This is a genomic window from Microvirga sp. VF16 (assembly GCF_016864375.1).
Lineage (GTDB): Bacteria > Pseudomonadota > Alphaproteobacteria > Rhizobiales > Beijerinckiaceae > Microvirga.
In genome coordinates, this window is record NZ_CP069356.1 from 1,179,518 (window position 1) to 1,195,120 (window position 15,603).

Consider the following 15,603-nt stretch of genomic DNA (forward strand, 5'->3'; position numbering starts at 1 on the left):
GGTTCATCTCACGCCATGACGACTGCTGACACCACGCCCGCCCCTGAGAACCACACGTTCGAGGCCGATGTCGCCAAGCTGCTGCACCTGATGGTGCACTCGGTCTATTCCGACAAGGACATCTTCCTGCGCGAGCTGATCTCCAACGCGGCCGATGCCTGCGAGAAGCTGCGCTACGAGGCGATCTCCCATCCCGCCCTGCTCGGCGATGATCCCAAGGCCCGGATCACGCTGCTGATCGATGCCGACAACCGCCGCCTCACCATCGAGGACAACGGCATCGGCCTGAGCCGGGACGAGATGATCGAGGCGCTCGGCACCATCGCCCGCTCGGGCACCAAGGCCTTCATGGAGCGGATCCGGGCCGCCCAAGGCGGCGAAGGGGCCCAGCTGATTGGCCAGTTCGGCGTCGGCTTTTACTCGGCCTTCATGGTGGCCGAGCGGGTTGATGTCATCTCACGCCGGGCCGGCAGTGACGAGGCTACGATCTGGTCATCCGACGGCAAGGGCTCCTACACGGTCGCGGCGATCGCATTGGATGAGGCGCCGACCCGCGGCACCTGGGTGATCCTGCACCTGATGGAGGACGCCACGTCCTACACCGAGCGCTACCGGCTCGAGCGCATTGTCAAGGAGCAGTCGGGGCATGTCCCCGTGCCGATCTCTCTTGTCGAGAAGCCCGGGGCGGAGCCGCAGGAGGTCGCCGACGGCGCCGCGCTTTGGGTGAAGTCGCGCAACGAGATCACGCCCGAGGAGTACACGGATTTCTACCGCAGCGTGGCTAATCAGTTCGATGAGCCGGCCCTGACGGTGCATTTCCGGGCCGAGGGCCGCCACGAATACACGGCCTTGGCCTTCGTGCCGGGCTCCACGCCCTTCGACCTGTTCGATCCCGACCGCCACGGGCGGATGAAGCTCTATGTGAAGCGGGTCTTCATCACCGACGAGGCCGAGCTCGTCCCACGCTACCTGCGTTTCGTGCGTGGGCTCGTCGACTCGGCCGATCTGCCGCTCAACGTCTCGCGCGAGATGATCCAGGAAAGCCCGCTTCTGGCTGCGATCAAGAAGGGTGTGACCAGCCGCGTGCTCAGCGAGCTCGAGAAGCTCGCCCAGAACGATGCGGAGGCCTACACCAAGGTGTGGGAGATCTTCGGCCCAGTGCTGAAGGAAGGGCTCTATGAGGATTTTGAGCGGCGCTCGACATTGTTGGGACTGGCGCGGTTCAAGACGACGGCCTCCGGCAGTGGGTGGCACTCGCTCAAGGATTATGTCGGCTCCCTCAAGGAGAACCAGACGGCCATCTACTACGTGACCGGAACGGATCTTGCGCGTCTCGAGGCCTCGCCTCAGCTTGAAGGCTTCAGGGCGCGTGGCATTGAAGTCCTTCTGCTTCCGGATGCCGTCGACAGCTTCTGGGTCACGGCTGGCGTCGATTACGAGGGCAAGCCGTTCAAGTCCATCACTCAGGGCGGCGCGGATCTGGCGCTAATCCCGCTGGTTGATGCCAAGGACAATGCGGACGCGCCGGCAACGGAGGTGGTATCGCGCTTCATTCAAGCCGTGAAGGCCATTCTCGGGGACGCCGTCGCCGATGTCCGTGCTTCTGAGCGTCTCACGGAAAGCGCCGTCTGTCTGGTAGCATCTGAGACCGGCATGGACCGGCAGCTTGAACGGCTCCTGGCGCGGGCAGGACAACTGGGATCGGCCGCAAAGCCAGTCCTGGAGATCAACCCACGCCATGACCTCGTTGTCGCCTTGGCGGATCTCGGAGATGTCGAGCAGACACTCCGTGAAGATGCCGCGCATCTCCTGCTGGACGAGGCACGAATCTTGGATGGCGAGTTGCCGGCGGATGCGAAGGCATTTTCGCAACGGCTCGCACGGGTCATGCAGCGAAGCGTTTCCAAGGACTAGACTGGAACGACTATAGAGAGAGCGCGGTTTGCAGTCGCTGCGCCTCTCTGGGCTCAGGACTACTCTTGTGGGCCCCGGCAGCTCGGGGCGAGTGCACCAGGGCAATCCATTCTTTCCCCCAAGGTTTACGAACCGATGGGGTTGCCTGGAGAGGCCTTAGGTCAATCCAGGCAATGCATCCGATACGGATCCGAGGCTCCCGTGCTGCGACACAGTCAGCAGCCGCAGCTGTTCGGTGAGAGGCCGGCAGGCCATAAAGCGAGGCCCCGGATTTCTCCAGGGCCTCGCACCGCATGTGTCTGGATTAGAAGTCCATGCCGCCCATGCCACCCATTCCGCCCGGCATCGCCGGAGCGGCTTCCTTCTTCGGCAGCTCGGCGACCATAGCCTCGGTGGTGACGAGCAGGCCGGCGACGGAAGAAGCATCCTGCAGGGCCGTGCGGACGACCTTTGCCGGATCAACGATGCCGGCCTGGACCAGATCGACGAACTCCTCCGCCTGAGCATCAAAGCCGAAGGTCTCGGACTTCGTGTTGTCAGTGATCTTACCGACCACGATCGAGCCCTCGACACCGGCATTCTCAGCGATCTGACGGATCGGAGCCTCCAGCGCCCGTAGCACGATGCTGATGCCGGCCTGGATATCCGGGTTGTCGCTCTTCAGCTTGGCGACCGCCGCCTTGGCGCGCAGCAGCGCCGTGCCGCCGCCGGGGACGATGCCCTCCTCGACCGCCGCCTTGGTGGCGTGCAGTGCGTCATCGACGCGGTCCTTCTTCTCCTTCACCTCGATCTCGGTGCTGCCACCGACATGAATCACCGCCACACCGCCGGCCAGCTTGGCCAGACGCTCCTGGAGCTTCTCACGGTCGTAGTCCGAGGTGGTCTCCTCGATCTGCGCCTTGATCTGAGCCACACGAGCCTCGATGTCGGCCTTCTGGCCGGCGCCGTCGATGATCGTGGTGTTTTCCTTCTCGATGCGGACGCGCTTGGCCCGCCCGAGCATGTCCAGCGTGACATTCTCGAGCTTGATGCCGAGGTCTTCGGAGATCGTCTGGCCGGCGGTGAGGACGGCGATGTCCTCGAGCATGGCCTTGCGGCGGTCGCCGAAGCCCGGAGCCTTCACGGCCGCGATCTTGAGGCCGCCCCGCAGCTTGTTCACGACCAATGTCGCAAGGGCCTCGCCCTCGATATCCTCGGCAATGATCAACAGCGGCTTGCTGGTCTGCACCACGGCTTCCAGGATCGGCAGCAGCGACTGTAGGGAAGAGAGCTTCTTCTCGTGAATGAGGATGTAGGGATCCTCGAGCTCGGCTATCATCTTCTCGGCATTGGTGATGAAGTACGGCGAGAGATAGCCGCGGTCGAACTGCATGCCTTCCACGACGTCGAGTTCGGTCGCAGCCGTCTTGGCCTCCTCGACGGTGATGACACCCTCGTTGCCGACCTTCTGCATGGCTTCCGCCAGCATGCGGCCGACCTCGGCGTCGCCATTGGCCGAGATGGTGCCGATCTGGGCAATCTCCTCGGAGGAGGCCACCTTCTTGGCGCGGGACTGAATGTCCTTCACGGCCTCGGCGGTGGCGAGATCGATGCCGCGCTTGAGGTCCATCGGGTTCATGCCGGCGGCAACCGCCTTGGCGCCCTCGCGGACGATCGCCTGGGCCAGAACCGTCGCAGTGGTGGTGCCGTCACCGGCCACCGTGCTGGTCTTGCTCGCCACTTCGCGCACCATCTGGGCGCCCATGTTCTCGAACTTGTCGGCCAGCTCGATTTCCTTGGCGACGGTGACGCCGTCCTTGGTAACACGGGGCGCGCCGAAGCTCTTCTCCAGCACCACGTTGCGGCCCTTGGGACCGAGCGTGACCTTCACGGCATCGGCGAGAATATCGACGCCGCGCAGCATCTTCTCACGCGCATTGGCAGCAAATTTCACCTCTTTGGCAGCCATAGTTATTCCTCCTATTCTGACGGTTCTTGGTTCCGATTGCAGTGCTCAGGCAGCCTTCTGCGCTTCAGCAGACTGCTCGATCACGCCCATGATGTCGGATTCCTTCATGATCAGGAGATCCTGGCCATCGATACGCACCTCGGTGCCGGACCACTTGCCGAAGAGCACGCCGTCGCCAGCCTTTACGTCGAGGGCGACCACCTTGCCGCTCTCGTCACGGGCGCCGGGGCCGACGGCGACGACTTCGCCCTCTTGCGGCTTTTCCTTGGCGGTGTCCGGGATGATGATGCCGCCGGCCGTCTTCTCTTCGGCCTCGATGCGGCGGACGACAACACGGTCGTGCAGCGGACGGAACTTCATGGATGTGCCTCCTCGTTCTTGAGATTGGGGGCACTCGTCTGCGCCGGGCAGCAGCGTTAGCACTCGACGCATGAGAGTGCTAACAGGAGATAATCATGCTGCAGGGAGGGCTGCAAGTCCATCCTTTTAGATAAGTGAGCTCGAGGAGAACCGGATTCTCAGGAGGGACGTTGAACCATCAGAGGCTGCTTGGCCGTCTAAAGACGAGGTTCAATCGTGTTGAGTTTCAAAACCGTGGAAGAGGTCTGCGAGCGCAAAAGCATTACTCTGGTTATCCACCCGGCCATTCGTACCGCCATGAGAGGATACGAGGAGAGCTTCTATATCGGACTCCGCTGTTTTCTGAAGGGAGAGTCTGACGGGATCTTTTACCTCCCTCTTCCCGACAGCGGCTATGTCCGTCTTGTATTCTCGCAGCGCCATTCCTCAGGAGGGCACCCGATCCTGAGGATCGACCCCGTGACCTCAGAGGGGTTGCCACGGATCAAGGCAGCGATCAATTCCGGGACCTAAGTTCGTCGCTAAACCAGTCTTTCCCGAGGGTTCAAATGCGGGGAGGTGACATGGTTGCTTTGCAGGCCACCGGACATATCAACTTGGCGGCTACAACACGATTTCGTTGAACGCGCATTTTGACACGAAGTCCGTAACCAGTGCTGCGGCAGGATCCTCTCCCAGGAGGATCTCATGCGGACCAATCAGCGGCTGGCCCAGCTCTGGCTGGATGCTCTGACCACCGAGCTTGGTGCCTCGGCCAGGACCATCGCCACCTATACCGACGATCTGAATTGCTACCTGGTCTGGCTCGATGAAAACAGCCTCGGCCTGGACAATGTCGGCCTGGAGCAGATCCGGGACTACATTGCCGCGCTCGATGGGCGCGGCTACGCCGGATCGACCATCGCCCGTAGGATCACAGTGGCGCGCGGCTTGCACAAGTTCCTGGTCGCCGAGGAGCTCGGCTCCCGGGACCCGACGAGCAATCTGTCAACCATGCGCCGGGCCCGCAAGCTGCCCTTCGTGCTCTCCATTGCCGGGACGGAAGCGCTCCTGGAAACCGCCCACACCCTCGCGGCCGATATCCCTCGGTGGGGCTGTACCGGCAGGCCGGCTATGCCCGCCGGGCTGCTCTGTTCGAGACCCTCTATGCCTCCGGCATGCGCATCAGCGAGGCTTTGTCCTTGCCCTCCGACGCGGCTTCTCCCGGCACCCGGATGCTGCTGGTGCGCGGCAAGGGCGACAAGCAGCGCTTGGCACCGCTGCACGAGCGGGCGATTGACGCGCTCGCCCTCTGGCAGAAGCTGGCGGAGGCCTATTCCGGTGGAGCGCCCTCCCCCTGGCTGTTTCACTCAGTCCGCAACGGCACCAAGGCGCTGACACGCCAAGCGGCTCTGCTGGAGATCAAGGAGGCGGCGGTGGCCGCAGGGCTGGCCAGCCCCGAGCGAGTGTCGCCACATGTGCTGCGGCATGCCTTTGCCACCCACATGCATGCCGGCGGCACGGACCTGCGGGTGCTGCAGGAACTGCTCGGCCATGCCGGCATCGAGACCACCCAGATCTACACCCATCTCGACACCTCCCGCCTCCACCACATGGTCCGAGACCTCCACCCGCTCAATGAGGCGGACGCTCAAGCGATAGAGTAATGAATTCGTGAGATAGGCTTGATCACCTGAGGCCTGCTCAGGCTGGAACGAGCCCGAGCTGTTCGATGGCCGACTTGGCAAGGCGCTTGCCCGAGGTGGCATCGAAGCCATGCAGGGCGTCTTCCGGGAAGGTCAGATAGAGAACTCCGCCATTGCGGACTTCAAAGCTCTTTGGCAGAACCACAGCAAGCTGCTGCTCTGCCAGTGAACAGTAGGCCACACGGTTGCCGCCGAGTTCCTCGACCAGTTCGACCATCGCCAGAAGCCCGCTTGAAGCAGGGGCAAGCGAGGCGACGATGTCCTCTGGCCGTATGCCAAGCGTCAGTGCCTGCCCATCAGCCAGTTGGGCGAAGGGCAGTTCGAGCACTGCCTCCGGCGCAGCGTCGAGAACGGCGCGACCCCGCCTTAAGGTCGATGGCATAAGGTTCATGGCCGGTGCACCCATGAATCCTGCGACGAAGGTCGAGGACGGCTCGTTATATATTTCGCCTGGGCTGCCGATCTGCTCGACCACGCCACTGTTCATGACGATCAGCACATCGGCCATCGTCATTGCCTCGACCTGGTCATGGGTCACGAAGATTGAGGTCGCACCCAGGCGCTTGTGCAGGCGCTTGATCTCGATGCGCATGCTGACCCGCAGTTTGGCATCGAGATTGGATAAAGGCTCGTCGAAGAGGAAGACACCCGGCTCGCGTACGATTGCACGGCCCATTGCAACGCGCTGACGCTGGCCGCCAGACAGTTCTGCCGGTCGGCGATCAAGATATGGGGAGAGATCAAGGATTGCTGCCACCTCCGCGGCGCGGCGGTTGCGCTCCTCCTTTGCCACACCGGCGATCTTCAGCGGGTAAGCGATGTTCTGGCGAACGGTCATGTGCGGATAGAGCGCGTAATTTTGAAATACCATGGCGCAGTCGCGATCTGCCGGCTCGAGATCATTGAGGAGGCGCCCATCGAGTGCAATCTCACCCTCGGTGATGTCCTCAAGCCCGGCGATCATGCGCAACAAGGTTGACTTGCCGCAACCGGACGGGCCGACGATGACGACGAACTGGCCATTCGAGATTTCGGCGTTGATGCCGTGCAGCACCTGCTTGCCGTTATAGACCTTCTTGAGACCGGAAAGAGTCAGCCGTCCCATCTTATACCTCCCTCGTCAGCCGCATCTTGAGGCGGTCGATGGTGTCATGTCCAAGCCCGATCGATCTCAAGTAGTCTTCGACGGAACCGTGATGATCGATCAGGAAGGCGAGTGTGGCGACCATCGTCTGCCGCTTGCAGGCAAGCAGCGGCCGGAAGGACTCAATGTCGGTTCCGCGAGCGACCGCATCAGCCACGAAGGTCTCCAGCAATGGCGCGATCATCGGGCCGGTCAACGCGTAGTCCTCGACGATCACGGCCGCCTCGACTCCCGCCAAGGCCAGCATAAGTGCCGCGATGAGGCCTGTGCGATCCTTGCCAGCGGTGCAATGAAACAGCACGATGCCCTCGGGCGCATCGGCGATCAGTGTCAGGACCTGCGCAACCGCACCGTGGCGGGTCATAAGTGCGGCGAGGTAGAGATCGAGCAACACGTCGCCGCCTGTCATCGCGGCCGGATCCAACGCATCGAAGAGCGAGACGTTGTGGTAGGCAACGACCGGATTGTCACGAAACGGGTTCGGATGGCTTTCGAGTTCATGATCGCGGCGCAGGTCGATGACAGTCCGAACGCCTTCGTCGGTGAGCATAGCCATGCCCGCGGCATCGAGCCGATGCAGACCATCAGCGCGGAGCAGGCGCCGCCAGCGAGTCTGCCCCTCCCCTGAGGCATAGCCGCCGAGATCACGAATGTTGAAGGTGCCGGCAACGACAAAATGTCGTTCGAACTGGGGTTGCATCAACGAATTCCCGATTTCATGAAGGACTGGATGACCTGCCGCTGCAGGACAACGTAAATGAAGAGGATCGGCAGGCTCGCCAGCGTAGATGCTGCCATCAGCGGTCCCCATGCGGTCCCCTCGGAGGTGATGAACATCTGGATGCCGATCTGGACGACGCTGTTCTCAGGGGTGCGTGAGAGAAGCAGCGGCCAGAAATATTCGTTCCAGGTCGAGATGAAGAGCAGGATCGCAAGCGAGGCGATGGTGCCGCGCAGGTTCGGCGCGATGACCTCCCATAGGATGCGCCAGCTTTTCGCCCCATCCATGCGTGCAGCCTCGATGATCTCGGCAGGGAAGGAACGCATGGCCTGGGCCAGCATGAGCACGGCCAGCGCGCCGGCAAAGTGCGGCAGGATCAGCGCGGCGATGCTGTCGAGGAGGCCGAGATCGGCGACCAGGAGATAGTTCGGGATCATCACCACCTGGAATGGCACAAGCCATGTCAGCGCGATCAGCGTGTAGATGATCTTGTCGAAGGGGAAACGCCAGCGCGCGAAGGCATAGGCTGCAAGCAGGCCGGTGAAGAGCTGCACGATGGTGACGATGGACGACACCAGAAAGGTGTTGAGGAGCATTGTCCCAATTGGGATCGCATTGATCGCATGGACGTAGTTGTCGAGCGATGCCGCGCTCGGCCATAGCGTCGTCTCAAAGATCGCATTGGCCGGGCGAAACGACGAGACGATCATCCAGTAGACCGGGAACAGGCAAAGGATTGACAGAACGATCATGACGACGTGGCCGGCGGCGGTGTTCCAGCGGATCCCGGCTTTGCCCGTCGCTCGTTTGCGCGGCGCGACCTGCGATCGGGCGGGAGCATAGAGTGCATCAGTTGTCATGGAACGAGTACCTGTCCATCAGCCGGAAGAGGATGAAAGCGACGGCTCCGAAGCCGAGGAAAAGGATCACAGCAGCGGCTGAACTCCAGCCGACCGACATTGTCGAGAAGCCGAAATCCCAGAGGATGTAGAAGATGTTGGTGGTTGCCCCGAGCGGCCCGCCGCCGGTCAGCACATGGATGTACGAGAAGCTCCATTGTGCGCCGAGCAGGATCGTCATCAGCGTCAGGAACAGGATGGTCGAGCGCAGCAGCGGCAGGCGGATGTCGCGGATGATCCGCCAGCGCGAGGCGCCGTCCATGCGGGCGGCCTCGATCAACGACGGATTGATGTTGGCGTTAGCAGCCGAAAAGATCAACGTCGAGAAGCCGATCAGCTTCCAGCCGGTGAGCCCGATGATCGTCCAGATCGCCACCTTGGGATCCTGCAGGAAACGGACGGGCCGGTAACCAAACAGGCTGACCACCTCGTTGACCATGCCGTGGCCAGGATCGAGCAGCCAGCGCCAGATCGCGGCAGCCACGACGGGTGCAATGATCATCGGCACGAAGATAATTGCCCGGTAGACATTGCGCGAGCGCGCCGGCAGGTCATGGGTATAGATGGCGATGCCAAGCGGGATGAGGATCGCCATGGGCAGCAGGCCGAGGACGTAGACCAGCGTGTTGGACAGCGCCTGCCAGAATTTCGGCAAGGCGAAGATGTTGGCGTAGTTCTGCCAGCCGACGAACCTCATTGGGGAGGTCGGCAGCATGTTCCATTCGTAGAAGCTTAATCGAACCGCGTCGATCAGCGGCCAGTAGACCCAGATGATCAGCGTGATCGCAGCCGGCGCAAGATACAGCCAGGGCGCGAGGTGTCGCAGGTTGGTGCGCCGGGATGGCGCTGCGAAGCCGCGGGCCGGCAGCAGCGGGCTGAGCGCTGTGTCTGTCATCGGTTGCCTCCGGATCTGATAAGGCCGAGTGCCGGCATCAGGCGCGCAGTTGAAGCTGTCTGATGCCGGCAGTTCGTCGTGTTATTTCGGCATCAGGGTTTGGGCATTGTCCTGTGCCGCCCGCATGGCCTTCGCCGGGTCCATGCCGCCGAAGACGGCCATCTCGGCGCCTTCCATCATGATCTTCTGGATCTGCCGGTAGTTCGAGCCGGGAAAGGACTCCCACCGTTCCAGGATCGCAAGCTGCTCGAGGTTCGGCTTGATCAGCGGATGCTTCTTGACCCAGTCGCCGAGATATTTTGGGTCGTCGACAATGTCGGTCCGCAACGGCAGATAGCCGATCTCGGAGGTGATGACCGTGTAGGCCTCCTTCGAGGTCATGAACTTCATCAGCTCCCAGGCGGCGCGCTGCTTCAGCGGGTCGCGGCTCAGGATCACCAGGGCGCTGCCCGAATTGTTCGGCCGCTGCGTCTTGTCGCCGAAGCGCGGCATGGTGGTCGCACGCAGGTCGAACTTGCCTTCCGCGCCTTTCACCAGAAAGCCCTGGATCGCGGAAGTCTGGAGATACATGCCGACATTGCCCGATGCCATGCCTTCCATGGCTGCCTGCAATTCGAGATTGGTGTAGGCGCCGCTGTCATAGAGGTCGCGCAGCATCGCCACCGCCTCCACGGAGGCCGGCTGGGCGAAGGCCAGCCGCTTGCGGTCTTCGGACATCAAACCGCCGTTGTTCGAGCGCAGGACGCCCTGGAACAGCCAATCACCGGCCGAAGGGCCGAAGATCCCGGTAGCGATGCCTTCGGCTTTGGTCTTGTCGACGATGGCCAGCGCTGCCTGCTTGACCTCAGCCCAGGTCTTTGGTGGCTTATCCGGATCAAGCCCGGCCTGCTTGAACAGGTTGGCATTGTAGAACAGCACCGGTGTGGAGAAGGTGTAGGCCAGGCCATAGGTCTTGCCGTTGATGACGCCAAGCTGCAGGCCGTTCGGTGCGATGCCTTCGAAGTGCTGCTTGAGCTCGGCTTCCGGGACGGTGTCCTCGAGCGCCACCGCGCCGAGATTGTCGACCGTGAAGTTGAGGTCGGAAAAGACCATCTGCACGACGTCGGGGATGCGGCCGGCCGCGACGTCGGCCTGAATGCGGCTGGTGATATCGGCCGAGCTCGCGCCAACGCCCTCAACCTTGATGTTCGGATTGGCCTTCTCAAACGCGGCGATCATCCGCTTGGTCGCTTCCGCGCCGTTACCGGCGGAGGCGAGATTGTAGTTATAGTAGCTGATGGTCACCGGTCGATCGATGATTGCCGGGATCTCCCCGGCGAAAGCGGGAAGAACGACGCATGTGGCAAGCAGGGCAAGCGAGCCGGTCAGGAATGTCTTGCGGTCCATGGGGTGAGCTCCAATCGAGAAATCTATTCGGCTGCGATGGCAGCGGCTTCTTGCGCCTGCATCTCGTAGAAGCGGATCACTTCGGTCATGCCGGCGAAGGTGTGGACCTTGAGTTCGCGGCGCTCGGCCGGTTGCGGCACGAAAGAGATCGTCAGCCCCGAGGGCCGAACGGTGCCGATGGCAAAGGATGCGCCGGAGACCATCCGCAGACCTTCATGCAGGTAGCGCACGTCAGTCGCGGCATGCTGGCCGATACCGACGACCACTGGGATGCCATACCAGTTGCTGACACGGTCGTAGTGGATGTGGCCGGACAAGATGCCGAGGATGTTCTCGCGGCCCTTCAGCAAGTCGCGCAAGGCCTGCGTATCGGCAATCGACAACGCCTCCCATTCAAGCTCGACATTCTCATCCAGTGCCGGCGCGTGATGCATAACAATGAGCTTCGGAAGTTCCGGATGGCGGTCGAGCTCGGCGGCAAGCCAGTCGATCTGGCCGTCTTCGAAATGGCCGCCGATCTTGAATGGCTTACTGGAGTCGATCAGCACAATGTGGATGCCGTCAATGACGGCGGCATGGTCGTACGGCGCGCTCGTCTCATCTGTGCAGCCGAGCATCACCGGGTAAAAGCCCTCGCGTTTGTCGTGGTTGCCCAGCGTGTAGAGAACCGGCATCTCGAGGCCAGCGCCGTCCATGATGCTCTTCAGGCGTTGATAGGCTTCCGGTTCGCCATGGTTGGTCAAGTCGCCGCTGGCGACGATGAAGCGGGGCGCCGGCTGCAGCGACTTGATGTCGGCCAGGATCGCCCGCAGCGTGGCTTCCGTATCGGAATAGAGATGATCGTCCTGAACGTTCGGGTTGCCGATGTGAAGATCGGTGATGTGCACGAAAGTGAGCGAGTTTGCGGACATAAGCGTCGGATCCTGTGAGGCACGCCAACCGCCAGGGTCGGGGCTTGCGCGAGAACAAGAGAGCAGTTAATCCAGGTTCATGACAGCTGAATGAACGTTCATTCAATTCGGATTGGAGAGACCTTTGGATCACGTCGTCGATAAGCGCGAACGCATCCTGGCCGCCGCGTCCAACCTGATCGTGAAGAACGGCCTGCAATGTTCGATGGTGGAGATCGCCCAGGTCGCCGGTGTCGCGACCGGTACGGTGTATCTTTATTTCAAGTCGAAGGAAGACCTGATCCGTGGGGTCTACGGCCGCCTGACGGAGCAGGCACTGGCGGCGCTGGTCGTCGAGCACGGCCCGGACGTTTCGCACGAGATGCGCATCCGCCGCTATATTGACGATTACATTACTTTCATCTGGGCTGACCCGGACCGTGCAATCCTGTTCGAATACCTGTCCAATATACCACTCATTCCGGCCGAGGACCTGCGCAACTTGTTTGCACCAATTACTGCCTTCACTGCCCGTCTTGTGACGGAAGCCCGCGCCGCGGGCGTGCTGCGTAACCTGCCGGTCTCGGATATGGGCGGCTTCATTGGCGGTGGTATTCGCAACACGCTGAAATGGCGGCGCGTCGACGGATCAACGCTGTTGCCCGCAGAGCGCAATGCGATCGCAGCGATGTGTTGGAGTGCGATCGCCGCCTGAGCGAAAGAGCTTCAGGATTTGGTCGAACCGCACAACGCGCCCATGTGCTCGACCAGGATAGCTGTGACACTGCCACAAAACCCCAGTTGTGTTGCGGCCTCGGGCACGTTCTGAGGCGGCTGTCGGCTCGCACCCTCTTGATCGGTCGGCGGACCTGCTGAGGGCTCACGGCCAGGATATAGGACGCCACAACGATCGTCATGCGGCGCTCGACAACCTTCGACAGAACCTCGATCCGGTTGAGTTCTCGTTTGCTCATCAGCACCACGCTCATCTGATCTGCCGCCTCCGTGCCTCGATCCCAGAGGGCAGGAGACTGACATTTTGACTTTGCTCAGGGCTGACATTTTAACTCTGCGCCTACACCGTTTTGAGGCGTAACAAACATTATGGAACCTAACCGCTTGAAATAACTGGAAAATCAAGACTCTCAGCATTCTATTGAGTTGCGCGTGTTAACACACTTGCGGCCATCATCCATCAAGTCCAGGATCTCGGCCGATGGCCGGCCCACTGCATTCAGGCACGACGAAGACGCTTCTGATCGTGTAGCATTCGATGACCGGAGGCACCCGTCAGATGGTGGAGGCCGCTGCCCGTGGAGCAGCGTTGGAGCCTACCGTGCGCGTCCGCGTGCTTCCGGCTCCGGGATGCGCAACCCGCCGATCTTCTCGATGTAGACGGCTATCTCTTTGGTACTCCTGAGAACCTGGCGGCCATGGCCGGACTGATGAAGAATTTCTTCTACCGCACCTACTATCCGGCTCTGGATCGCATCAACGGGCGTCCCTACGCAATGCTGATCTGCGCGGGCAGTGACGGTCATAACGCAGCCCGTCAGGTTGAGCGCATCGGAATCGGATGGCGGCTCGAAGCCGTGGCGGATCCGCTGATCGTCTGCACCCACGCGCAGACACCGGACGCGATCCTTGCTCCCAAGGTCATCAGCCCTGATGATCTAAAGCGCTGCGAAGCGCTTGGGGCTGCCCTTGCGGCAGGGATAAGTCTCGGAGTGTTCTAACGGCCCGGAGCAGGTGCCAATTGGAGCAAACATTTCCTGTTGTGAAGAGCCGGGCTGGGCCGAACCGCGAGGAGACCGTTAGACTGGGGATCAATGTGTGGCGTTGGAGCCGCCTTCGAGCGCACCACTCTTTTCCAAGACGATTTGCCCGAAGGCCGAGAGCGCATGCGCCATCAAGTTGGACTGGTCGCTTTCGGGCGCGAGCAGGATCAGATCGGCGAGGCTCTCGACGATCATGGACGCCATCTCGACGAGGTCGGTGTCGCCGCGATCAAAGCGCTCTTGCACGAGTTGATTGATGTCACAGTGCAAACAGTCGGACATCTCGTTCCCCTCTCTGGCAGCGGGTCGGACACGCCCTGCCGCACGGCGCTCCTGTAGCAAGGCTTCCAGGAGCTGTCTAACCAGGATCCAGGGTGCGATCGAGCGGCCGTGACACGAAGGCTGAACCTCCTATCGGAAGGGCTACCATCTATCAGCCCCACCGCGGCTGTAGAGAGCGGGCCAGCGCGAGGATGGAGTCCGGCTCGGGGGCAGGGCTCTCCGTGCGTGGCGAGGCATCAGCCGCCGATGCGTCCGATTCCATGACTTGCCCTGACTGCGGCCACGTCGAGAAGCGGTCCTCCAGCAGGTCGAGCAGACTGTTGAGAGCCGCATTTGAGACATCCACCTCCGGGATGTCTGGATGGCCATCCAGAGCCAGCCGCCGGCGCTGGTAGGCGTGCTCGGCGCTGACCTCCGGGCCAAACCAGGACAGCGGAGGCGAGTCCTCGCCCGTCCTCGGGTGCAACAGTTTCCGCAATCAGATCCATTGCACTGGGCCTGAGGAAATGAAGAGCCTGGATCTCATGCGAGCCGATGGAGAGCCTGGTCCGCAGGTACTCCACTTGGCCCTGGCTGACCGCGAGCAGGGCCAGCGGCAGGTCCGCCTGCTCCTCGGACGCTGCGCCCTCCCCGGCCTCCAGAATCAGGCGGCTGCCGGTCTCCTCGATCTGCACGAAGGTGCTGCGCTGCGGCTGGTCGCTGAAATAGCCCTCGATCACGTGCTCGCCTCCCCTCTCCTTCCGGATCAGGCGCGCCAGAGATGGAGCGATGATGAACAGGCGATGCGTGCCCCCGCGGTGTGGCCTCTCTGATAGGCGGGTGACGGGCTGATGCCCTGCCCTAAGCTAGGGCTCAATCATGAGAATGAAAGCTGCGTCTGGACGAGGGGCTGGCCTGCAGCCGCTACGTCCGACAAAGAGAAGCGACTCGCGTGTGGCAGAGGCGCTTGAGTTCCAGGGAGGACCGCCCTCCAGCCGCTCCTCGTGGACCGGATCAGAATGCCCGATAAGCGCAACTGTGGCTGTACCGAAAAGGGCACAGGTGCCGAAGATGCGCCGTCAGAGGCTGGCTAGCAGAAGGCTGATGCCGATCAAGGCCGCAAAAGACGCGACAAATCGGATGGCAGCACGCGTGGACGTGGGCACGGGCACAGGAGGAAAAGCAGGCGCTGCGACTTCTGTCTGAGGCATAAGGAACACCTTCAAGCAATTCAGCTGGTTCTGGAAAATCGACAAAACATCCGATCGAGCGAGCTACTCGGCGGGCGTTCATCTGTCCGATTTGCGCGCTGCTGTCTGTAGCTTGCAGGACACAGGACTGGCCTTCGTGCAACTGATTGCGGGCCGTCCTGTTTTGTTGGAAACAGAAGCGATTCAGCCTCAGATTGAACCCGCCTCGTGAGACCTTCCAGCGGCCGACAGCAATAATGATTGCGAGCCATTCGAGGCGGGATCTCGGCAGGGCTCTGCCTGATGCAGTGACGCTAATCCTCTGCTGTATCAACTTGTTTGGCTGCTGATCCTCTTTTGCGTGGTCTGCGAGTGTATGCCTTCGGCCTTGTGACAGCCTCGGGCGGATCGGCAGGTTGCTCGGGCTTCGTTCCGTCACGGCTGAAGAACACCATGCTGCAGGTCAGCACGAACAGGAACGGCATCACCAGAAAGGCGAAGATCTGAGGATCGGTCATTGCGATGGATTGCG

The 15,603-nt window shown here is 61.7% G+C and carries 15 protein-coding genes and 2 pseudogenes; 7 read left to right on the forward strand and 10 right to left on the reverse strand.

Going from position 1 to position 15,603, the window contains the following annotated elements; translation table 11 throughout:
* Window positions 1–15: 15 nt before the first annotated feature.
* The gene (gene htpG / locus JO965_RS38075; protein ID WP_203445959.1) at window positions 16–1,914 is read left to right on the forward strand and encodes a molecular chaperone HtpG; all 1,899 of its coding nucleotides are present in this window, start codon (window positions 16–18) and stop codon (window positions 1,912–1,914) included.
* Between the two features lie 304 nt (window positions 1,915–2,218).
* Here the strand turns inward: htpG and groL are convergent, their stop codons facing one another.
* Entirely contained in the window at window positions 2,219–3,862 is a 1,644-nt protein-coding gene (gene groL / locus JO965_RS38080) for a chaperonin GroEL (RefSeq protein WP_203445960.1), read from the reverse strand.
* 45 nt (window positions 3,863–3,907) lie between these two features.
* On the reverse strand, window positions 3,908–4,222 hold the full coding sequence (gene groES / locus JO965_RS38085) for a co-chaperone GroES (RefSeq protein ID WP_203445961.1): 315 nt from the start codon (window positions 4,220–4,222) through the stop codon (window positions 3,908–3,910).
* 216 nt (window positions 4,223–4,438) lie between these two features.
* On the opposite strand from groES, the gene JO965_RS38090 reads away from it, so the two are divergent.
* From JO965_RS38090 to JO965_RS48585, 3 genes and pseudogenes are all read left to right on the forward strand, one after another.
* Window positions 4,439–4,735, forward strand: a complete 297-nt coding sequence (locus JO965_RS38090; RefSeq protein ID WP_203445962.1) for a hypothetical protein — start codon at window positions 4,439–4,441, stop codon at window positions 4,733–4,735.
* 174 nt (window positions 4,736–4,909) lie between these two features.
* Window positions 4,910–5,116: pseudogene (locus JO965_RS48580) on the forward strand (site-specific integrase); the annotation flags it as partial.
* A 194-nt stretch (window positions 5,117–5,310) separates the two neighbouring features.
* Window positions 5,311–5,868, forward strand: coding sequence for a tyrosine-type recombinase/integrase (locus tag JO965_RS48585; RefSeq protein ID WP_246777130.1), 558 nt, complete (start codon window positions 5,311–5,313; stop codon window positions 5,866–5,868).
* A gap of 37 nt (window positions 5,869–5,905) precedes the next feature.
* Here JO965_RS48585 and JO965_RS38100 read toward each other — a convergent pair whose 3' ends face one another.
* From JO965_RS38100 to JO965_RS38125, 6 genes are all read right to left on the reverse strand, one after another.
* Window positions 5,906–7,012, reverse strand: coding sequence for an ABC transporter ATP-binding protein (locus JO965_RS38100; protein WP_203445963.1), 1,107 nt, complete (start codon window positions 7,010–7,012; stop codon window positions 5,906–5,908).
* Window position 7,013: 1 nt separating this feature from the next.
* Window positions 7,014–7,751, reverse strand: coding sequence for a tyrosine-protein phosphatase (locus tag JO965_RS38105; RefSeq protein ID WP_203445964.1), 738 nt, complete (start codon window positions 7,749–7,751; stop codon window positions 7,014–7,016).
* Window positions 7,751–8,632, reverse strand: a complete 882-nt coding sequence (locus JO965_RS38110; RefSeq protein ID WP_203445965.1) for a carbohydrate ABC transporter permease — start codon at window positions 8,630–8,632, stop codon at window positions 7,751–7,753. The genes JO965_RS38105 and JO965_RS38110 overlap by 1 nt, the downstream gene beginning before the upstream one ends.
* Window positions 8,622–9,566: a carbohydrate ABC transporter permease gene (locus JO965_RS38115; RefSeq protein ID WP_203445966.1), complete on the reverse strand. Its 945-nt coding sequence runs from the start codon at window positions 9,564–9,566 to the stop codon at window positions 8,622–8,624. The genes JO965_RS38110 and JO965_RS38115 overlap by 11 nt, the downstream gene beginning before the upstream one ends.
* 81 nt (window positions 9,567–9,647) lie before the next feature.
* A complete protein-coding gene (locus JO965_RS38120) occupies window positions 9,648–10,952 on the reverse strand; it encodes an ABC transporter substrate-binding protein (protein WP_203445967.1) in 1,305 nt (434 codons plus the stop codon).
* Window positions 10,953–10,975: 23 nt separating this feature from the next.
* Window positions 10,976–11,863 (reverse strand): metallophosphoesterase, encoded by an 888-nt coding sequence (locus JO965_RS38125; RefSeq protein WP_203445968.1) that lies wholly within the window; start codon window positions 11,861–11,863, stop codon window positions 10,976–10,978.
* Between the two features lie 124 nt (window positions 11,864–11,987).
* Between JO965_RS38125 and JO965_RS38130 the strand changes: the two genes are divergently transcribed.
* Together JO965_RS38130 and JO965_RS38135 are read left to right on the forward strand one after the other, a co-directional pair.
* A complete protein-coding gene (locus tag JO965_RS38130; RefSeq protein WP_203445969.1) occupies window positions 11,988–12,557 on the forward strand; it encodes a TetR/AcrR family transcriptional regulator in 570 nt (189 codons plus the stop codon).
* Window positions 12,558–13,115: 558 nt separating this feature from the next.
* Window positions 13,116–13,578 (forward strand): annotated as a pseudogene (locus JO965_RS38135) (flavodoxin family protein).
* A gap of 90 nt (window positions 13,579–13,668) precedes the next feature.
* Here the strand turns inward: JO965_RS38135 and JO965_RS38140 are convergent.
* Both JO965_RS38140 and JO965_RS38145 read right to left on the reverse strand, forming a co-directional pair.
* Entirely contained in the window at window positions 13,669–13,902 is a 234-nt protein-coding gene (locus tag JO965_RS38140) for a hypothetical protein (protein ID WP_203445970.1), read from the reverse strand.
* A gap of 151 nt (window positions 13,903–14,053) precedes the next feature.
* Window positions 14,054–14,368, reverse strand: coding sequence for a hypothetical protein (locus tag JO965_RS38145; protein ID WP_203445971.1), 315 nt, complete (start codon window positions 14,366–14,368; stop codon window positions 14,054–14,056).
* 40 nt (window positions 14,369–14,408) lie between these two features.
* Here JO965_RS38145 and JO965_RS38150 point away from each other — a divergent pair, with 40 nt between their 5' ends.
* Window positions 14,409–14,714, forward strand: a complete 306-nt coding sequence (locus JO965_RS38150) for a hypothetical protein (protein ID WP_203445972.1) — start codon at window positions 14,409–14,411, stop codon at window positions 14,712–14,714.
* Window positions 14,715–15,603: the final 889 nt, after the last annotated feature.

What these genes read in the sequence shown, in the direction of transcription:
- htpG (WP_203445959.1), top strand. Translation starts at nt 16, where the DNA reads ATGACGACTGCTGACACCACGCCCGCCCCTGAGAACCACACGTTCGAG.
- groL (WP_203445960.1), bottom strand. Translation starts at nt 3,862, where the DNA reads ATGGCTGCCAAAGAGGTGAAATTTGCTGCCAATGCGCGTGAGAAGATG.
- groES (WP_203445961.1), bottom strand. Translation starts at nt 4,222, where the DNA reads ATGAAGTTCCGTCCGCTGCACGACCGTGTTGTCGTCCGCCGCATCGAG.
- JO965_RS38100 (WP_203445963.1), bottom strand. Translation starts at nt 7,012, where the DNA reads ATGGGACGGCTGACTCTTTCCGGTCTCAAGAAGGTCTATAACGGCAAG.
- JO965_RS38105 (WP_203445964.1), bottom strand. Translation starts at nt 7,751, where the DNA reads ATGCAACCCCAGTTCGAACGACATTTTGTCGTTGCCGGCACCTTCAAC.
- JO965_RS38110 (WP_203445965.1), bottom strand. Translation starts at nt 8,632, where the DNA reads ATGACAACTGATGCACTCTATGCTCCCGCCCGATCGCAGGTCGCGCCG.
- JO965_RS38115 (WP_203445966.1), bottom strand. Translation starts at nt 9,566, where the DNA reads ATGACAGACACAGCGCTCAGCCCGCTGCTGCCGGCCCGCGGCTTCGCA.
- JO965_RS38120 (WP_203445967.1), bottom strand. Translation starts at nt 10,952, where the DNA reads ATGGACCGCAAGACATTCCTGACCGGCTCGCTTGCCCTGCTTGCCACA.
- JO965_RS38125 (WP_203445968.1), bottom strand. Translation starts at nt 11,863, where the DNA reads ATGTCCGCAAACTCGCTCACTTTCGTGCACATCACCGATCTTCACATC.
- JO965_RS38140 (WP_203445970.1), bottom strand. Translation starts at nt 13,902, where the DNA reads ATGTCCGACTGTTTGCACTGTGACATCAATCAACTCGTGCAAGAGCGC.
- JO965_RS38150 (WP_203445972.1), top strand. Translation starts at nt 14,409, where the DNA reads ATGAAGAGCCTGGATCTCATGCGAGCCGATGGAGAGCCTGGTCCGCAG.